Source organism: Embleya sp. NBC_00888 (genome assembly GCF_045207655.1).
GTDB lineage: Bacteria > Actinomycetota > Actinomycetes > Streptomycetales > Streptomycetaceae > Embleya.
The window spans coordinates 2593064-2610876 of record NZ_CP108784.1 but is presented as its reverse complement, the minus strand read 5'-3'; the positions used below and the strand labels follow the sequence as shown (position 1 = coordinate 2610876).

At 70.4% G+C, this 17813-nt stretch carries 16 protein-coding genes; 14 read left to right on the top strand and 2 right to left on the bottom strand.

Translation table 11 applies throughout. The features are described 5' to 3' along the window. Positions 1-98 precede the first annotated feature (98 nt). The 13 genes from rpsA to OG948_RS10320 all read left to right on the top strand — a co-directional run bounded on the left by rpsA (position 99) and on the right by OG948_RS10320 (position 16202). Positions 99-1586, top strand: coding sequence for a 30S ribosomal protein S1 (gene rpsA / locus OG948_RS10380; RefSeq protein WP_078977653.1), 1488 nt, complete (start codon positions 99-101; stop codon positions 1584-1586). 204 nt (positions 1587-1790) lie between these two features. Beyond that, the gene (locus OG948_RS10375) at positions 1791-3104 is read left to right on the top strand and encodes an MFS transporter (RefSeq protein WP_406295660.1); all 1314 of its coding nucleotides are present in this window, start codon (positions 1791-1793) and stop codon (positions 3102-3104) included. After that, entirely contained in the window at positions 3094-4143 is a 1050-nt protein-coding gene (locus OG948_RS10370; protein WP_406295658.1) for a hypothetical protein, read from the top strand. The genes OG948_RS10375 and OG948_RS10370 overlap by 11 nt, the downstream gene beginning before the upstream one ends. Positions 4144-4475: 332 nt before the next feature. After that, positions 4476-5039: a phosphatase PAP2 family protein gene (locus OG948_RS10365; RefSeq protein ID WP_395862547.1), complete on the top strand. Its 564-nt coding sequence runs from the start codon at positions 4476-4478 to the stop codon at positions 5037-5039. Positions 5040-5043: 4 nt separating this feature from the next. Next, complete coding sequence (locus OG948_RS10360; protein ID WP_406295656.1) at positions 5044-6021, top strand: decaprenyl-phosphate phosphoribosyltransferase; 978 nt, start codon at positions 5044-5046, stop codon at positions 6019-6021. Continuing rightward, positions 6014-7399, top strand: coding sequence for an FAD-binding protein (locus tag OG948_RS10355; RefSeq protein WP_406295654.1), 1386 nt, complete (start codon positions 6014-6016; stop codon positions 7397-7399). Before OG948_RS10360 ends, OG948_RS10355 begins: the two co-directional genes overlap by 8 nt. 51 nt (positions 7400-7450) lie before the next feature. Then, the gene (locus OG948_RS10350; RefSeq protein WP_406295652.1) at positions 7451-8206 is read left to right on the top strand and encodes a decaprenylphospho-beta-D-erythro-pentofuranosid-2-ulose 2-reductase; all 756 of its coding nucleotides are present in this window, start codon (positions 7451-7453) and stop codon (positions 8204-8206) included. 148 nt (positions 8207-8354) lie between these two features. Then, entirely contained in the window at positions 8355-8954 is a 600-nt protein-coding gene (gene coaE / locus OG948_RS10345; protein WP_395862554.1) for a dephospho-CoA kinase, read from the top strand. A gap of 344 nt (positions 8955-9298) precedes the next feature. Continuing rightward, positions 9299-11377, top strand: a complete 2079-nt coding sequence (gene uvrB / locus OG948_RS10340; RefSeq protein ID WP_406295650.1) for an excinuclease ABC subunit UvrB — start codon at positions 9299-9301, stop codon at positions 11375-11377. Between the two features lie 212 nt (positions 11378-11589). Next, positions 11590-12162 carry a TerD family protein gene (locus OG948_RS10335; RefSeq protein WP_391582564.1) on the top strand — a complete coding sequence of 191 codons (573 nt, stop codon included), beginning with the start codon at positions 11590-11592 and terminating at the stop codon, positions 12160-12162. A 104-nt stretch (positions 12163-12266) separates the two neighbouring features. Then, on the top strand, positions 12267-14015 hold the full coding sequence (locus OG948_RS10330) for a TerD family protein (RefSeq protein ID WP_406295648.1): 1749 nt from the start codon (positions 12267-12269) through the stop codon (positions 14013-14015). A gap of 365 nt (positions 14016-14380) precedes the next feature. Next, positions 14381-15037, top strand: a complete 657-nt coding sequence (locus tag OG948_RS10325) for an exonuclease domain-containing protein (protein WP_406295646.1) — start codon at positions 14381-14383, stop codon at positions 15035-15037. A gap of 175 nt (positions 15038-15212) precedes the next feature. Beyond that, positions 15213-16202: a TerC family protein gene (locus OG948_RS10320; RefSeq protein ID WP_406295644.1), complete on the top strand. Its 990-nt coding sequence runs from the start codon at positions 15213-15215 to the stop codon at positions 16200-16202. 12 nt (positions 16203-16214) lie between these two features. Here the strand turns inward: OG948_RS10320 and OG948_RS10315 are convergent, their stop codons facing one another. Continuing rightward, positions 16215-16376, bottom strand: coding sequence for a hypothetical protein (locus OG948_RS10315; protein WP_402231685.1), 162 nt, complete (start codon positions 16374-16376; stop codon positions 16215-16217). 125 nt (positions 16377-16501) lie between these two features. On the opposite strand from OG948_RS10315, the gene OG948_RS10310 reads away from it, so the two are divergent. After that, on the top strand, positions 16502-17059 hold the full coding sequence (locus OG948_RS10310; protein ID WP_406295642.1) for a CGNR zinc finger domain-containing protein: 558 nt from the start codon (positions 16502-16504) through the stop codon (positions 17057-17059). A 31-nt stretch (positions 17060-17090) separates the two neighbouring features. Here the strand turns inward: OG948_RS10310 and OG948_RS10305 are convergent, their stop codons facing one another. Then, entirely contained in the window at positions 17091-17747 is a 657-nt protein-coding gene (locus tag OG948_RS10305; RefSeq protein WP_395862568.1) for an MBL fold metallo-hydrolase, read from the bottom strand. Positions 17748-17813: the final 66 nt, after the last annotated feature.

Below are 17813 nucleotides of genomic sequence, written 5' to 3'. Positions count from 1 at the left end.
ACGCCATCCTCTTGCATGGTCGCGGGCGTCGGGGGCGAAACCGGGTCCACAAGCGTGTTTGAAAACGACTTCTGTCCGTACCCGGAGCCCTTACCCACATGACGAGCAGCACCGAGGCCACGCCCAGCACCACCCCGCAGGTGGCGGTCAACGACATCGGCTCCGAGGAAGACTTCCTCGCAGCGATCGATGAGACGATCAAGTACTTCAACGACGGCGACATCGTGGATGGCGTGATCGTCAAGGTCGACCGGGACGAGGTCCTGCTCGACATCGGTTACAAGACCGAAGGCGTCATCCCGTCCCGCGAGCTTTCCATCAAGCACGACGTGGACCCCCACGAGGTCGTCACTGTCGGTGACCACATCGAGGCCCTGGTTCTCCAGAAGGAGGACAAGGAAGGCCGCCTGATCCTCTCGAAGAAGCGGGCTCAGTACGAGCGCGCTTGGGGCACCATCGAGAAGATCAAGGAAGAAGACGGCATCGTCACCGGTACCGTCATCGAGGTCGTCAAGGGTGGTCTCATCCTGGACATCGGCCTCCGCGGCTTCCTCCCGGCCTCGCTGGTCGAGATGCGTCGTGTGCGTGACCTCCAGCCGTACGTGGGCAAGGAGCTCGAAGCCAAGATCATCGAGCTGGACAAGAACCGCAACAACGTGGTCCTGTCCCGCCGTGCCTGGCTCGAGCAGACCCAGTCCGAGGTGCGCCAGACCTTCCTCACGACCCTGCAGAAGGGTCAGGTCCGCACGGGCGTCGTGTCCTCGATCGTCAACTTCGGTGCGTTCGTGGACCTCGGCGGCGTCGACGGTCTCGTGCACGTCTCCGAGCTGTCCTGGAAGCACATCGACCACCCGTCCGAGGTTGTCGAGGTCGGCCAGGAAGTCACCGTCGAGGTTCTCGACGTGGACATGGACCGCGAGCGCGTCTCCCTGTCGCTGAAGGCGACCCAGGAAGACCCGTGGCAGCAGTTCGCCCGGACGCACCAGATCGGCCAGGTCGTTCCCGGCAAGGTCACCAAGCTCGTTCCGTTCGGTGCGTTCGTCCGCGTGGACGAGGGGATCGAGGGCCTGGTCCACATCTCCGAGCTGGCCGAGCGCCACGTGGAGATCCCGGAGCAGGTCGTCCAGGTCGGCGACGAGATCTTCGTCAAGGTCATCGACATCGACCTCGAGCGTCGCCGCATCAGCCTCTCGCTGAAGCAGGCCAACGAGGCGTTCGGCGCGGACCCGGCCACGGCCGAGTTCGACCCGACCCTCTACGGCATGGCCGCGACCTACGACGACGCGGGCAACTACATCTACCCGGACGGCTTCGACCCGGAGACCAACGACTGGCTCGAGGGCTTCGACAAGCAGCGCGAGGAGTGGGAGAAGCAGTACGCCGACGCCCAGGCGCGCTTCGAGTCGCACCAGCAGCAGGTCGTCAAGGCCCGCGAGGCCGAGGCCGAGGCCGTGGCCGGCGAAGCCGCGGGCGCGTACTCCTCGGGCGGTGACGACGAGGTCGAGGCCGACACCACCGGCGGCGCCCTGGCGTCCGACGAGGCCCTCGCCGCGCTTCGCGAGAAGCTGGCGGGCGGCCAGAGCTGACCTCGGTCCGCTCGTGCCGGACGCGGTGTTCGAACCGAAGGGTTCGAGCCGAAGTGTTCGACTGATCCGCCGGTAGCGATACCGCCGGATGCGAAGGCCCCATCTCCCTTCGGGGAGGTGGGGCCTTTCGGCTTTTCCGGTGGGAGGGCGCGAACGGGACTAGGGTCGGGGACGGTCACACGGCAGCCGGGGGAGGGTGCGGGGGTGTACGTCTCGTCCGGACGTCCGGAGGCGGCGACCGAGGCGGCGACCGAGGCGGCGACCGAGGCGGGGACCGGGCGGGCCGGGTCCGCGGCCGGCGCGGTGGTCACCGGCAATGTGATCGCGCTCGGCATGGTCAGCCTGGTCACCGACGTCTCCTCGGAGATGGTCACCGCGGTGATGCCGGTCTACCTGGTCACCGGGCTGGGTCTGACGATGCTTCAGTTCGGCTTCCTGGACGGCCTGTACTCCGGCGTCACGGTCTTCCTGCGGCTGGTCGGCGGCCATCTCGCCGACCGCTTCGCCGCACGCAAGCACGTGGCCGTGGTCGGCTACGGGATGTCGGCGGTGGCCAAGCTCGGCCTGCCGCTGGCCGGCGCCTCGGTACCGGGCATCGGCGCGGTGCTGGCCGCCGATCGCGCGGGCAAGGGGCTGCGCACCGCGCCCCGGGACGCGCTCATCTCGCTCTCCAGCAGCCCGCAGGCGCAGGGCCGCGCGTTCGGCGTGCATCGCGCGCTGGACACCGCCGGGGCGTTCACCGGCCCGCTGGTGGCGTTCACCATCCTGGCCGCGGTGGGCACGGCCTACGACGCGGTGTTCGTGGTGAGCTTCTGCGTGGGCCTGGTCGGCGTCGCGATGCTGGTGCTGTTCGTCCGCGACCATCGCGATCCGATCGAGCACAAGCCCGGTTGGCGGGACGGGATACGGCTGTTGCGGGATCGCCCCTATCGCCGGCTGTGCGTGGTCGCGGCGGTGCTGGGCCTGGTCACGGTCAGCGACGCGTTCGTCTACCTGCTGCTCCAGCACCGGCTGGAGATCGAGCCGCACTGGTTCCCGCTGCTCCCGCTGGGCACCGCCGGGGTCTATCTGGTGCTCGCGCTGCCGCTGGGCCGGCTCGCCGACCGGGTGGGCCGGCGGCGGGTGTTCCTGGCCGGGCACGGCGTGCTGTTGGCGGCCTACCTGCTGCTCGGCGGTCCGCTCGGCGGGGTCGGGCTGCTGATCGCGGTGCTCGCCCTGCACGGGGTGTTCTACGCGGCGACCGACGGCGTGCTCTCGGCGGCGGTGGGCGCGCGGTTGCCCGCGGCGGGTCGCGCGGGCGGGCTGGCCGTGGTGCAGACCGGGCAGGCGATGGGCCGCTTCGCCTCGTCGATGATCTTCGGCGCGCTGTGGACGGCGTGCGGGCCGGCCGCCGCGATCCGCGTCCTCGCGCTCGGGCTCGCGGTGGCGCTGTTCGGCTCGGCCCTGGCGCTCGCGGGTGGTCGGGTGCGCCGGGCCGGGCGCGCGCGACAGGCGCGGGAGGTGTCCGATGTCCGTTGACGCACCGGTGAAACCGGCCGTCACCAAGGCGCGCGTGTTGATCTTCGGGCTGATCCTGGTCCTGCTCGCGGGAATCGCGATCGTCTACACGCTCTACGCGGTCCGGCGCGAGGACGACAAGCTGCACGGCGGCTCCGGTACCGCGCCGGGCGGGCCGCCGTTGACCCTGGCCGGCGCGCCGAGGTTGCTGTTCCGCAGCACCGAGTCGGGCCCGGGGTACGGGCACCTGGCCACCGTCGCGGCGGCCGATCCGGGCGGGCCGCGCACGGTGGGCGAGCGCTCGTGCGACCGGGTCTACGCGGCCGGTGGTACCGCGGTGTGCCTGGCCGTCGAGGGTGGGATCACCAGGACCAACGTGGCGCTGGTGCTGGACGCGAACCTGCGCCAGGTGCGCCGGGTCGAGCTCGCGGGCACGCCCAACCGGGCGCGGGTGTCGGCGTCGGGCCGGATGGCCTCGTGGACGGTGTTCGTCTACGGCGACTCGTACGCGTCGATGACCTTCTCCACCCGCACCTCGATCCTGGACACTCACACGGGTGAACTCGCGGCCAACCTGGAGGACTTCACCACCACCCGGGACGGCAAGGAACTCACGTCGCCGGACCGCAACTTCTGGGGCGTCACCTTCACCGCCGACGACAACACGTTCTACGCCACGCTGTCCACGAACACCTCCGGCCGCACCTACCTGGTCCGCGGCGACCTGCGGGCGCGCACCATGACGGTGCTGCGGGAGAACGTCGAGTGCCCGTCGTTGTCGCCGGACGGCACCCGCCTGGTGTTCAAGAAGAAGGTCTCGCAGAGCACGCGCAACCCGTGGCGACTGCACGTGCTCGACCTGGCGACGATGCGCGAGACGCCGCTCGCGGAGACCCGCAGCGTGGACGACCAGGCCGTGTGGCTGGACGAACGCACCATCGGCTACGGACTGCCGACCGGGTCGGCGGCGGCCGGCGACGTATGGTCGGTGCCCGCCGACGGCAGCGGCGCACCGGCGCGGATCGTGGCGGGCGCCTTCTCGCCGGCACCGCTGAGTTGACCTCTCCGGGGGCGCGTTGCGCGTATCGCTCCGGCGTCGCGCAGGCTGCGGGTCTGCCACAGTTCCGTTACGAAAGGCCCTCCTCGTGGTGCGGCCGCCGCATGTTTGGCAGCGTCGGTGCGGGAGCGAGGAAGCGTGGGCCCGGCCGACGGGCGCCGCAACGGGTCGGCGAAGCGCCGGCGCCGGGTTCGCGTACCCTGACTCATTGGTGCCATGCGCCGGGCTCGTACGGATGTGGCCCGTGGGGCGGTCGGGAAGATCGCCGAAGCACGTAGGCCCCCGGACCTCGGGGCAGGGCGCCCATTCGACTTGCGGTAGGAATGAGGGTATCGATGGCCTTTGGTGGAGCGTTCGCCACCGGGCAGGTAGTCAAGACGGTGGGCGCGTCCGACGTCGCCCTGTACCGCGGCGTGCGCGGGCGCACCGGGCACCCGGTGGTCCAGCGCACGAGCAAGGCGCTGTCCTTCGCCGGCGAGCACGCCGGTGTCTGGCTCGCCGCCGGTCTGGTCGGCGCCGCCGTGGACCGGGGCCGTCGGCCCGAGTGGCTGCGTGCCACCGCCACGGTCGCCGGCGCGCACGTGGCCAGCATGGTGGTCAAGCGCGTGGTGCGCCGACCCCGGCCGGCCATACCGGGCCTGGAGCCGACGGTGCGCACCGCGGGCCGGCACAGCTTCCCGTCCTCGCACTCGGTGTCCTCCGCCGCCGCCGCCGTGGCGTTCCACGGCCTGCTGCCCACCGCCGTCACGGGTACGGCCGCCGCTGCGACGTGTTTCTCGCGGCTCGTCGTGGGCGTTCACTATCCGTCCGACGTGGCCGCGGGCGCGACCATGGGGCTCGCGGCAGGCGGCTTGGGCCGCGCCTGGGCTCGTCGCGCAGAGCGTCCGAAGGGGTTCTGAGGTCTTGAGTACATCCGAAGTCGAATCGCCGATCGAGTCGAGTGAGGCCCTGGTTCCGGCCGCGGTCGACGCCGCCCCCGCGCAGGCGCCCGCGCGCCCACCGCGCGGGGGACTCGCGGGCGGCCTGCTGAAGTTGGCCCGGCCCAAGCAGTGGGTCAAGAACGTGCTCGTGTTCGCCGCGCCACTGGCGGCCGGGCGGCTGGACGAGGGCTACGTCCTGGGGCACAGCGCGATCATGTTCGCGCTGTTCTGCCTGGCCGCCTCGGCGATCTACTACATCAATGACGCGTTCGACGTCGAGGCCGACCGCGAGCACCCGACCAAGCGCAACCGCCCGATCGCCTCCGGCGTGGTGCCGGTCAAGCTCGCGTGGGTGCTGGGACCGCTCCTGGGCATCGCCGCGGTCTTGCTCGGGGTGCTGCTGTGCAACCCCGGGACCGCGTTGGTGCTGGGCCTGTACGTGGTGCTCAACGTCGCGTACTGCTTCTCCTTCAAGCACGTCGTGGTGCTCGATCTGGCCATGGTCGCCTCCGGCTTCCTGTTCCGGGCGATGGCCGGCGGTACCGCCTCCGAACTGCCGCTGTCGCGCTGGTTCCTGCTGACCGCGGGCTTCGGCTCGTTGTTCATGGTGGCCGGCAAGCGCTACTCGGAGATGGTCCTGATGGGCGAGGAGGCGGCCAAGACGCGCGCCTCGCTGGCCAATTACTCGATCACCTACCTGCGCTTCGTGTGGCAGATGGCGGTGTCGGTGACGCTGCTCACGTACTCCCTGTGGGCATTTCAGATCCCCGAGGGCGATTCCACGCTCGCCTGGCACCAGTTGTCGCTGATCCCGTTCGGCTTCGCGTTCCTGCGCTACGCGGTGTACGTGGACGCCGGAACCGCCGGGTCCCCCGAGGACGTTCTTCTCAAGGACAAGGTCCTCGTCGGCCTTGGCTTCGCCTGGCTTCTCACCTTTGTTCTGGGAGTTTTCCATGTCTGACGGCCCGTCGGCCGACGTACGACCAACCGCTCGGCGGGTCGGCCTGCACGGTTGGGGGCGCACCGCTCCCACCTTCGCCGACGTCGTGCGCCCCACCACCCGCGATCAGGTGGTGGCCGCGTTGGGGCAGCGCACCTCGCGCGGCGTGATCGCCCGCGGCCTCGGCCGCTCGTACGGCGACCCCGCGCAAAACGGTGGCGGCACCGTCCTGGACATGACCGGGCTGGACCGGATCCTCGCGGTGGACCTCGAACGCGGTCTGGTCACCTGCGAGGCCGGGGTGAGCCTGGATCGGCTGATCGAACTGTTCGTGCCGTTCGGGTTCTTCGTGCCCGTGACCCCGGGCACCCGGCAGGTCACCGTGGGCGGCGCGATCGGCGCCGACGTGCACGGCAAGAACCACCACGCGGACGGCAGCTTCTGCAACCACGTGTTGTCCATCGACATGCTGATGGCCGACGGCACCGAGCGCACCATCACCCCGCAGGGCGACCCGGAGCTGTTCTGGGCCACCGCCGGCGGGATGGGCCTGACCGGCCTGATCCTGTCCGCGACCATCCGGATGACGCCCATCGAGACCTCGCTCGCGTCGGTGGACACCGACCGGACGAAGAACCTCGACGAGGCCATGGCGCTGATGGCCGAGACGGACGAGAAGTACACGTACACCGTCGCGTGGCTGGACTGCCTGGCCAAGGGCCCCAACCTCGGCCGCTGCGTGCTCACGTGCGGCGAGTTCGCCGCGCTCGACGACCTGCCCGCGAAGAAGCGCCGGGACCCGCTGCGGTTCAGGACCGGCTCGTTGCTGACCGTGCCGGACGTGGTGCCGGGCCGGCTGCCGAACAAGCTCACCATGGGTTTGTTCAACGAGCTGTGGTACCGCAAGGCGCCCAGGCACAAGGTGGGCCAGCTCCAGTCGATCACCGCGTTCTTCCACCCGCTCGACCTGGTCCAGGAGTGGAACCGGGTGTACGGGCGGACCGGCTTCCTCCAGTACCAGTTCGTGGTGCCGTTCGGGCGCGAGGACGCACTGGTCAAGGCGGTCGAGACGATCAGCGCGCACGGCGCGCCCTCCTCGCTCACCGTGCTCAAGCGCTTCGGCCCCGGCAACGAGGGCTTCCTGTCCTTCCCCAAGCCGGGATGGACGCTCACGCTCGACTTCCCGACCAACACCCCGGGGCTGGCGCGGCTGCTCAAGCAGCTCGACGAGATCGTGCTGAGCAACGAGGGCCGGTTCTACCTCGCCAAGGACTCGCGGATGGACCCGGCCGACCTGGCCCGGATGTACCCGCGCCTGGAGCGGTTCCGCGAGGTGCGCGCCAAGGTCGACCCGGACGGGATCTTCGTCTCCGACCAGGCCCGCCGGCTCGGGCTCTGATCCACCCCTCTTCCGTCAACTTGTGAACCACGCTCTTGTGAAGGACGCACCGTGAAAGACGCCCTGGGCGCACCGCAGTCCCTGCTCGTTCTCGGCGGTACCTCCGAGATCGCGCTGACCACGGCCCGCGCGATGGTCGCCGAGCGGGTTCGGCGGGTCGTGCTCGCCGGCCGCCCCTCCGCCGCGCTGGACGCCGCCGCCGAGGAGCTGCGCGGCCTCGGTGCCTCGGTCGAGGTGGTCGGGTTCGACGCGGCCGAGACCGACGACCACGAGAAGACCATCGACGCGGTGTTCGCGGCGGGCGACATCGACGTCGTCCTGCTCGCCTTCGGGGTGCTGGGCGACCAGGAGGCGGACGAGAAGTCCCCGGCCGCCGCCGCGCGCGTCGCGCAGGTCAACTACGTGGGCGGCGTCTCGGCCGGGCTGGCGGCGGCGAACGCGCTGTCCCGGCAGGGCCACGGTGCGCTCGCGGTGATCTCGTCGGTGGCCGGCGAGCGGGCCCGCAAGTCCAACTTCATCTACGGCTCGACCAAGGCCGGCCTGGACGCGTTCGCCCAGGGCCTGGGCGACAAGCTGCACGGCACCGGCGTGCACGTGATGGTCGTGCGGCCCGGCTTCGTGAAGACCAGGATGACCGAGGGCCTGCCGGAGGTGCCGCTGGCGACCACCCCGGAGGTCGTCGCCGAGGCCATCGTCAAGGGCCTGCGCCGCAAGTCCTCGGTGGTCTGGGTCCCGGGCCAGTTCCGCTTCGTGATGTCGGCCCTACGGCACGTTCCCCGCCCGATCTTCCGCAAGCTCAACATCTGACCCGCCCCGCGTCGTCGCGGCCGAGCCCGTCCCGGTGTGTCCTGGGCGGGCTCCCGTGTGCTCGGGAGCGGGGCCCTTCTACCCTGGGACCGCCTGGCCTACCGTGGCCCGGTTCCGGTTCCACCCGAAGACGTACGAGGGGCGCGGCATGGGCAGCAGGGGCAATGTCGGGCTTACCGGGGGGATCGGGGCCGGGAAGAGTGAGGTGGCGCGGCGGCTGGCGGAGTTGGGTGCCGTGGTGATCGACTCGGACCGGATCGCGCGTGAGGTGGTGGCGCCGGGGACGCCGGGGCTGGCGGCGGTGGTGGCGGAGTTCGGCGAGGGGGTGCTGTTGCCGGACGGCTCGCTGGATCGACCGGGCCTGGGCCGGGTCGTGTTCGGATCGCCGGAGCGGTTGGCCGCGCTGAACGCGATCGTGCACCCGCTGGTGGGCGCCCGGGCGGCGGAGTTGACGGCCGCGGCCGGTGAGGACGCGGTGCTGGTCAACGATGTGCCGCTGCTGGCGGAGAACGACCTGGCGAAGCTGTACGACCTGGTCGTGGTCGTGGACGCCGCGCCCGAGACCCAGCTCGACCGGCTGGTCCGGCTGCGGGGCATGCCGGAGGCGGACGCTCGGGCCCGGATGGCCGCGCAGGCGTCTCGGGCACAGCGGCTGGCCGTGGCCGATGTGGTGATCGACAACGACGGCCCGCTGTCGGCGCTGGAGCCGCAGATCCTGGCCCTGTGGGAGCGGTTGACGGGCGACTGAGGCCGCGGTCGCGCCCTGGTCGGCTTGATCGGTGCACCCGCCCGCTCCACGCGTTGTGTTCGGTGCGGATGCTGCGGGTTTCAGGCGACGCGGCGGCGTGATCGGGCCTCGCGGCCTTGCGTCGGGGCGCTCGACGGGCCGCCGGTCGGACGCGGGCGCCGCCGCCCGATCGGGCCGCCGCGACTTCGGCTGCGGCTCGGCGCGTCGGCGCCCACGACCCGATCGTCGACCGGTGATCGACGAGCCTGCGAGGAGAGCGGCCGGAGGCCGCGGGCACGTTACGACCTTGGGCCGACAAACGGCGTCCACGCCGTTTGTCGGCCCAAGGTCGTAACGTATGTTCAGTGCGACCCATCACCGATCTCGAACGCAAAGTGGCGCCCTTCGAGGTCGTCAGTCCCTACCAGCCGTCCGGCGATCAGCCGCAGGCGATCGATCTGCTCGAACAGCGGATCGGCGCGAGCGACAAGAACGTGGTGTTGCTCGGCGCGACCGGCACCGGCAAGTCGGCGACGACCGCGTGGATGATCGAGCGGCTCCAGCGGCCGACGCTCGTCATGGCGCCCAACAAGACCCTCGCGGCGCAGCTCGCCAACGAATTCCGTGAGCTGCTGCCGAACAACGCCGTCGAGTACTTCGTCTCGTACTACGACTACTACCAGCCCGAGGCGTACGTCCCCACCACGGACACCTACATCGAGAAGGACTCCTCGATCAACGAGGAGGTCGAGCGGCTGCGGCACTCGACCACCAACTCGCTGCTGACCCGTCGTGACGTGGTCGTGGTCGCCTCCGTGTCCTGCATCTACGGCCTGGGCACCCCGCAGGAGTACGTCGACCGGATGGTCCGCCTGCGCGTCGGCGAGGAGATCGAGCGCGACGCGCTGCTGCGCCGCTTCGTCGGCAACCAGTACACCCGCAACGACGTCGCGTTCACGCGCGGCACCTTCCGGGTGCGCGGCGACACGATCGAGATCTTCCCGGTCTACGAAGAGCTGGCCGTGCGGATCGAGATGTTCGGTGACGAGATCGAGTCGCTGATGACGCTGCACCCGCTCACCGGCGAGGTGGTCAGCGAGGATCAGGAGCTCTACGTCTTCCCCGCCACGCACTACGTGGCCGGTCCGGAGCGGATGGAGCGCGCGGTCGCCGGGATCGAGCGGGAGCTGGAGGAGACGCTCGCCCGGATGGACAAGCAGGGCAAGGTGCTGGAGGCCCAGCGCCTGCGCATGCGCACCACGTACGACATCGAGATGCTCCGCCAGATCGGCACCTGCTCCGGCATCGAGAACTACTCGCGGCACATGGACGGCCGCGAGGCGGGCACCGCGCCGAACACGCTGCTCGACTACTTCCCCGAGGACTTCCTGCTGGTGCTGGACGAGTCGCACGTGACCGTGCCGCAGATCGGCGCGATGTACGAGGGCGACGCGTCGCGCAAGCGCACCCTGGTCGAGCACGGCTTCCGGCTGCCGTCCGCGATGGACAACCGCCCGCTCAAGTGGGAGGAGTTCCTGGAGCGGGTCGGCCAGACGGTGTACCTGTCCGCGACGCCCGGCAAGTACGAGCTGGCCAAGGCGGACGCGGTGGTCGAGCAGATCATCCGCCCGACCGGCCTGATCGACCCCGAGGTCGTGGTCAAGCCGACCGAGGGGCAGATCGACGACCTGCTGCACGAGATCCGCACCCGGGCCGAGAAGGACGAGCGGGTGCTGGTCACCACGCTCACCAAGAAGATGTCCGAGGACCTCACGGACTACTTCCTGGAGCAGGGTGTGCGGGTGCGCTACCTGCACAGCGACATCGACACGCTGCGCCGGGTCGAGCTGCTGCGCGAGCTGCGGCTGGGCGAGTACGACGTGCTGGTCGGCATCAACCTGCTCCGCGAGGGCCTGGACCTGCCCGAGGTCTCGCTCGTGTCCATCCTGGACGCGGACAAGGAGGGCTTCCTGCGCTCGGGGACCTCGCTGATCCAGACCATCGGCCGCGCGGCGCGCAACGTCTCCGGCCAGGTGCACATGTACGCGGACAAGATCACGCCGTCGATGGCCAAGGCGATCGACGAGACCAACCGGCGGCGCGAGAAGCAGATCGCGTACAACACCGAGCGCGGCATCGATCCGCAGCCGCTGCGCAAGAAGATCGTGGACATCCTGGACTCGATCTCGCGCGAGGACGCGGACACCGCCGATCTGCTGGCCGGCAACAAGGGCCGGACCAAGGCGCCGGTGCCGTCGCTGGGCAGGAAGGCGGGTTCGGACAATATGCCCGCCGCCGATCTCACGGACATGATCCGGGTGATGACCGAGCAGATGCACGCCGCCGCTTCGGAACTGCAATTCGAACTGGCCGCGCGGTTGCGCGACGAGGTCGGGGAGCTGAAGAAGGAGCTGCGCGGGATGAAGGCGGCGGGCATCGCGTAGCAGGATGTCCGGGACGGATCGCCGGATATGAGGGAACGGCTTGTGAAGCCTGTACGTCTTGACCGGTAGGTTCGTGATCCGGAACGCGACCGAGGGGGCTCGCCGGGACACCGGCGACCTCCGAGGACTACTCTGCGGCCAGTGTGGGCCCGCCCCGTCGGGGCGGGGCCCGCGAGCCGCGTGACCAAATTCTGTGAGGGGAGACGTCGCCAGTGGCCGTCAACATGTCCAAGGGCCAGAGGATTTCACTCGACAAGCCGGGTGGTGGCGAGCTGACCATGGTCCGGATGGGCCTGGGATGGGACGCCATCAAGCGCCGCGGCCTGTTCGGCAGCCGGGAGAAGGAGGTCGACCTGGACGCGTCGTGCGTCCTGTTCGCCGAGAACCAGCCGGTCGACGTCTGCTACTTCGGCCAGCTCACCAGCAAGGACGGGTCCGTTCGCCACACCGGCGACAACCTGACCGGGCACGGTGACGGCGACGACGAGTCGATTCTCGTGGACCTGTCCCGCGTGCCGGTGCACGTGGACCAGATCATCTTCACGGTCAGCTCGTTCCAGGGGCAGACCTTCCAGGAGATCGAGAACGCGTTCTGCCGGATCGTGGACGAGACCACGAACACCGAGCTGGCGCGCTACACGCTCTCCGGCGGTGGCAACTACACCGGCCAGATCATGGCCAAGCTGTACCGGCACGGCACCGCCTGGAAGATGGCCGCGATCGGCGAGCCCGCGCACGGGCAGACCCTGCGCGACCTGCTCCCGGCTCTGATGGCGCACCTGTAGGACGTACAACCAAACATGGTGAGCGGGCCGGGACGGGCGGAACACGCCTCCCGGCCCGCTCGCGCGGGGTCCGTCCCGGCGGGGCGGGGAGGGGACGAACGCACGTGAGCACCGAACTGGTACGGGGTCAGAACCTGGCGCTGCCCGACACCCGGGTGGAGGTCGAGATCGCGGCGCAATGCCCGGTCGAGCTGGTGGTGACCCTGGTAGGGGCCGACGATCGGGTCCGCGACGACGACGATGTGCTCCAGCGCGGTGGCGTCGACGCCGCCGGGGTGACCATCCGTCAGGCCGGTGCGACCTTCGAGCTGGACAAGCTGCCCGCCGGGATCGAGCGGGCACTGGTCGGCGTCACGATCGAGGGCGGCGGCGTGGACCGGTTCGGTGTGGTCGCGGCGCCGGTGGTCACCGTGCGCGCGGCCGGCGAGGACCTGGCCACCTTCCGGATCACCGACCTGGGCAGCGAGCGTGCGCTGCACACGGTCGAGCTGTACCGCCGTCAGGGCGCGTGGAAGGTGCGGGCCGTCGGGCAGGGCTACGAGGCCGGCCTGGAGGCGCTGCTCAAGGACGTCGGGGTGGCGAACCGGGCCCGCGTGGTGGACCGGGCGCGCACCGCGCTCGGCGGTGCCGCGGCCGCGCCGTTCAGCGCCGCGAACGCGCCCACCGAGCCGCGCGAGCCGGGCACCGTGCCCCGGGTGGACCCGAACGGCGGCATGGCGTGGGCCGCGGCTCCGCCGGACGTCGAGCGCGAGGCCGCGCAGCGGGCCGCGCGGCGCGAGGTGGAGAAGCTGTACGAGCAGGTCTGGGGCGTGTTCGAGGACGCGGCCCGATCGGCCGCCGCCTACCGGTCGGCGATCGAGTACGCCGACGGTCGGCTGGACAAGGAGCTGGAAGGCGTCCTGAACGATCCGGCCGCGCGCTTCTCGCCGGCGGGGCTCGCCGCGCAGGACACCGCGCGCGATCGGCACCGGGCGCTGGCCGAGCAGGCCAAGGCCGTGCTGGACCGGGACACCGCGCAATTGGTCGGCGAGATCGAGCAGTTGGAGCCGAACCTGCCGCCGGTGATGGCGCGTTGGGACAGCACGTCGTGGGCCGGGTGGCAGGCTCCCGAGGACGGGGCGCCGGCGATTCGGCTCGGCGACCTGCATCTGCCGGAGCGGCCGGAGCTGCGGGTGCCGATGGTGTTGCGGCTGCCGATGGATCGCGGGTTGTGGATCGACACCGCCGCGTCGGGTCTGGAGGGCGAGCGGGGCAACGGCTCGGAGCGGGCCGACGAGCTCGCGGTGTCGCTGACCGCGCGGATGTTCGCGGCGTTCCCGGTGGGCGAGTTCAAGGTGCACGTGGTGGACCCGGCGGGCAAGGGTACGGCGGCCGCGCCGTTGCAGCCGCTCGCGGCCTCCGGGCTGCTGGTGGGCCCGGTGGCCACCGACGCCGCCGATGTGTCCGCGCTGCTCGGGCGGCTGCTGGACCGGATCGAGCTGGTCCGGATGGCGGTGGCCAACGACGCGGTGGACTCGCTGCCGAGCGAGCTGGACCTGGCCCGGCAGTTGTTGCTGGTGCACGACTTCCCGTTCGGCTTCGACGATCGCAGCGCGGCGCAACTGCGGCACATCGTCGAGGAGGGGCCCCGGGTCGGGGTGCATGTGATCGTGGTGGGTTCGCGCGGTGACGCCGAGTCGTTCGGGCCGTTGCTCGATCCGTTGTGGCGGTCGTTGTTGCGGCTCACCGCGATTCCGGAGGACCACATCATGGACCCGTGGATCGGGCTGCCCTGGGTGTACACGGCGGACTTGCCCTCCGGCGGTGCGGATGCGACGCGGCAGTTGTTGTCTTGGGTGGCCGGCACGCGTTAGCGCGGAGCGCGCGGGGTTTGGCCTCCGGCCGGGGTGGCCTCAAACGCCGGCCGGGCTGGAGTGGTTCGCCGGTTCGGGTTCGGTGTCGGTTGCTTCGGGTGGCCTCGAGCGCCGGCCGGGCTGGATTGGTTGGCTCGAGGTGGTCGCGAGCGCCGGTCGGGCTGGGTGCCGGGTGTGGTGTTGCGGTTTGGTCTTCGGCCGGGGTGGCCTCGAACGTCGGTCGGGTGAGCCGGGTTTGGCCGGGCGGATGGTGGGGTCGCTCGAATGGGGCGGATTGTGGTGATGCGGTAAATGTGGCGGGGCGGGGGTCATAGACTCTCGCCCCGTCGGTCGTGTCAAGGCGGCCGGGGGAGAGGGATGTCGCCTTGTTCGCCTATGTCGATCCCGCGCGCGTGCTCGGGGTGCCCGCCGAGGTCGCTCGTACCGAGTTCGCGGTCGTCGACCTGGAGACCACGGGGTTCTCGCCCGCCCGTGGCGATCGCATCGTGGAGATCGGCGTGGTGCGGATGCGCGGCACCGGCGAGGTGTTGCGCGAGTGGACCACGCTGCTGGATCCCGGGCGCTCGGTCGGCGCGAGCCATGTACACCGCATCACCGCCGCGGACGTGGTGGGCGCGCCCCGGTTCGCGCAGGTCGCCACCGAGTTGGCCGGGCTGCTCGCGGGCGCCGTGGTGGTCGCGCACAACGCGTCCTTCGAGCAGCGGTTCCTGGAGGCCGAGTTCGTCGCGACCGGGATGACCCCGCCGACGCTGCCCGCGCTGTGCACGATGAAGCTCGCGAAGGCGTCCGCGTTGCCGCTGGCAGACCACAAGCTCGGGACGTGTTGCGCGCACTTCGGGCTGACCTTTCCCGACGCGCACGCGGCGCTGGCCGACGCCCGGGTGACCGCCCGCCTGCTGCCGCTGCTGCTGGCCGGTCTCGGCGCCCGCCGGCTGGGCCTGCCGGTCCCGCCCGCCCGGGCTCCGGAGGGATCGCCGGCGCCCGCGCTCAAGCCGCGTCGGGGGTTCGCGCCGGTGGGCTGACGGGTATTCGGACACTCCGAGCGGGCCGACGCAAGAGGTCTCCTGACGACCTGTCACCAGGATTTGGCAAAGGATCGCTTGGTGTTTCCTTTACCTTCTGGCATCCTGGAGGCAATCGGAGGGGTACATCCCCCCTCCGGCTATGACGCGACCCCCCACGTCTGCCGGAGGCGCAGTGGACGTTTCACCCGTTGCCTGGATCCTGACCATCGTCGTGCTGTTGGCACTGGTGGCAGTCGATCTGTTCCTCAATCGCAAACCACACGAGGTCACCCTCAAGGAAGCGTCCCTGTGGGGCATCTTCTGGGTCGGCCTCGCCGTCGTATTCGGAATCGGCCTGTGGGTCTTCTCCGGATCGGCACCCGCCGGCGAGTTCTTCGCCGGCTTCATCACCGAGAAGTCGCTGAGCGTCGACAACCTGTTCGTGTTCGTCCTGATCATGGGCAAGTTCGCGGTGCCGCCGCAGTACCAGCAGCGCGTGCTGCTGGTCGGCGTACTGCTCGCGCTGGTGTTGCGCGGCATCTTCATCGCCGCGGGCGCCGCGGTCGTCGCCGCGTTCTCGTGGGTCTTCTTCATCTTCGGCGCGTTCCTGATCTGGACCGCGTGGAAGCTGATCAAGGAGGCCAAGTCGGACGAGGAGGAGGAGTTCGAGGAGAACGCCCTCCTGCGCAAGGTCGAGAAGGTCCTGCCGACCACCGACGGCTACCGCGACATGAAGCTCGTGGTGAAGGAGAACGGCAAACGCCTCGTCACCCCGATGCTGATCGTGATGATCGCCGTCGGCACCACCGACGTGCTGTTCGCCCTGGACTCGATCCCGGCGATCTTCGGCCTCACCAAGGAGCCGTACATCGTCTTCACCGCGAACGCGTTCGCGCTGATGGGGCTGCGCCAGCTCTACTTCCTGATCGGCGGGCTGCTCAAGAAGCTCGTCTACCTGTCGTACGGCCTGTCGGTGATCCTGGGCTTCATCGGGGTCAAGCTGATCTTCGAGGCGCTGCACGGTCAGGGTGTGCACGTGCCGGAGATCGGCATCCCGCTCTCGCTCGGCGTGATCGTGGCGACCCTGACGGTGACCACGGTGCTGAGCCTGCGCAAGACCAAGAAGGACGAGCGCGCGGCGGCCGAGGCGGCGGAGCGAGCCGACAAGGACGCGAGCGTCTAGACCCCGGAGCGGTCAGCCCGGAAGCGGTACGGCCGACGGCCCCTGTGCGAGGACCACCTCGTGCGGGGGCCGTTGCGTCGTTCCCGGCCGCAGTCGCACGCCGACGCTGCCGCACAGGCAGCGGGTGTAGACGATCTCGCCCTGGGATGTGGAGTGCCGGGACAGTACGGTCATGCGCGGATCCTCGATCCGCCCGCAGGCATCGCACCGGGAAGACATCGTTTTGCCCCCATATCGCATAGGGTAATGAGTGTTCTGGTGTAGCTCCTTACATACTTCGCAGCCTAGGTAAGGGTTCAATGGAAGTCAACGGTTACCGTAGTGACGGCGTCGGCGCTGCCGTCGCGATGGTCAACGCGTGGACGGGCGCGCACGGCTCGACGCCGGACCTGCGGTCCGCGCGGGAGGTGCTGCGGGTGTTCTCGTTCCTGGTCGAGGACCTGGACCGGGACGCGCTCGAACCCCTGCTGGAGTGGGCCGGCGAGCTGCGCGCGTTCTTCGTGATCACCGATCTGGAGGCGGCCGTCGAACACGTCAACGGCCTGCTGGCACGGGTCGAGGTGCGGCCGCGGCTGGTGGATCACGGCCACGGGCTGCACCTGCACCACGCGCCTTCGGGGGTGCCGTTCGTGCAGCGCATGCGGATCAACACGGCGATGGGGCTGGCCAACCTGGTGGCCGACTACGGTGTGGGCCGCTCGGGCGTGTGCGCGGCGGCCGACTGTGACCGGGTGTTCGCGGACACCTCCCGCAACGGCCGCAAGCGCTACTGCTCGGACGCGTGCGCCAACCGCGCGAACGTGGCCGCGCACCGGGCCCGGCGCAAGGCGAACGCGCCGAGTGCCGGTCGGGCCTGAGTCGGCCGGACCGGCGCTCGGCGCGCGCGGATCACCAGCGGCGCTCGCGCCACTCGGTCAGGCTCGGGCGCTCGGCGCCCAGCGTAGTGTCGTTGCCGTGGCCCGGGTAGACCCAGGTCTCGTCCGGGAGCCGGTCGAAGAGCTTGTGCTCGACGTCGTCGATCAGCCGGTCGAAGGCGGCGGGGTCGCCGAAGGTGTTGCCCACCCCGCCCGGGAACAGGCAGTCGCCGGTGAACAGGTGCGGGTGGCCCTTGGGGTCGTCGTACAACAGCGCCACGCTGCCCTCGGTGTGGCCCACCAGGTGGATGGCCCGCAGTTCGATCGCGCCGAAGGCGATCGTGTCGCCGTCGTCCACGAGCACGTCGGTGGGCACCGGGATGGCCTCGGCGTCGGCGCGCCCGGCCACGGTGGTCGCGCCGGTGTGCGCGACCACCTCGGCGAGTGCCTGCCAGTGGTCCTGGTGCCGATGGGTGGTGACCACCTTCGCCAGGCCGCCGTCGCCCACCAGGGTGATCAGCGTGCTCGCGTCGTTGGCCGCGTCGATCAGCAACTGCCGATCGGTGGCGCGACAGCGGAGCAGGTAGGCGTCGTTGTCGTAGGGCCCGACGGCCACCTTGGTGATCATCAGATTGGCCAGCTCGCGCACGGCCGGGGCGCCGCCGACCTTCACGGATCCGTGATACGTCATGTGGGCCATCCTCCCCGTCCGCGCGCCCTCCCGGCTACCGACCGGCGCGCTCGCCGACCGGAACCA

What these genes read in the sequence shown, in the direction of transcription:
- coaE (WP_395862554.1), top strand. Translation starts at nt 8,355, where the DNA reads ATGGGCAGCAGGGGCAATGTCGGGCTTACCGGGGGGATCGGGGCCGGG.
- OG948_RS10310 (WP_406295642.1), top strand. Translation starts at nt 16,502, where the DNA reads ATGGAAGTCAACGGTTACCGTAGTGACGGCGTCGGCGCTGCCGTCGCG.
- OG948_RS10365 (WP_395862547.1), top strand. Translation starts at nt 4,476, where the DNA reads ATGGCCTTTGGTGGAGCGTTCGCCACCGGGCAGGTAGTCAAGACGGTG.
- OG948_RS10355 (WP_406295654.1), top strand. Translation starts at nt 6,014, where the DNA reads ATGTCTGACGGCCCGTCGGCCGACGTACGACCAACCGCTCGGCGGGTC.
- OG948_RS10315 (WP_402231685.1), bottom strand. Translation starts at nt 16,376, where the DNA reads ATGACCGTACTGTCCCGGCACTCCACATCCCAGGGCGAGATCGTCTAC.
- rpsA (WP_078977653.1), top strand. Translation starts at nt 99, where the DNA reads ATGACGAGCAGCACCGAGGCCACGCCCAGCACCACCCCGCAGGTGGCG.
- OG948_RS10370 (WP_406295658.1), top strand. Translation starts at nt 3,094, where the DNA reads ATGTCCGTTGACGCACCGGTGAAACCGGCCGTCACCAAGGCGCGCGTG.
- OG948_RS10305 (WP_395862568.1), bottom strand. Translation starts at nt 17,747, where the DNA reads ATGACGTATCACGGATCCGTGAAGGTCGGCGGCGCCCCGGCCGTGCGC.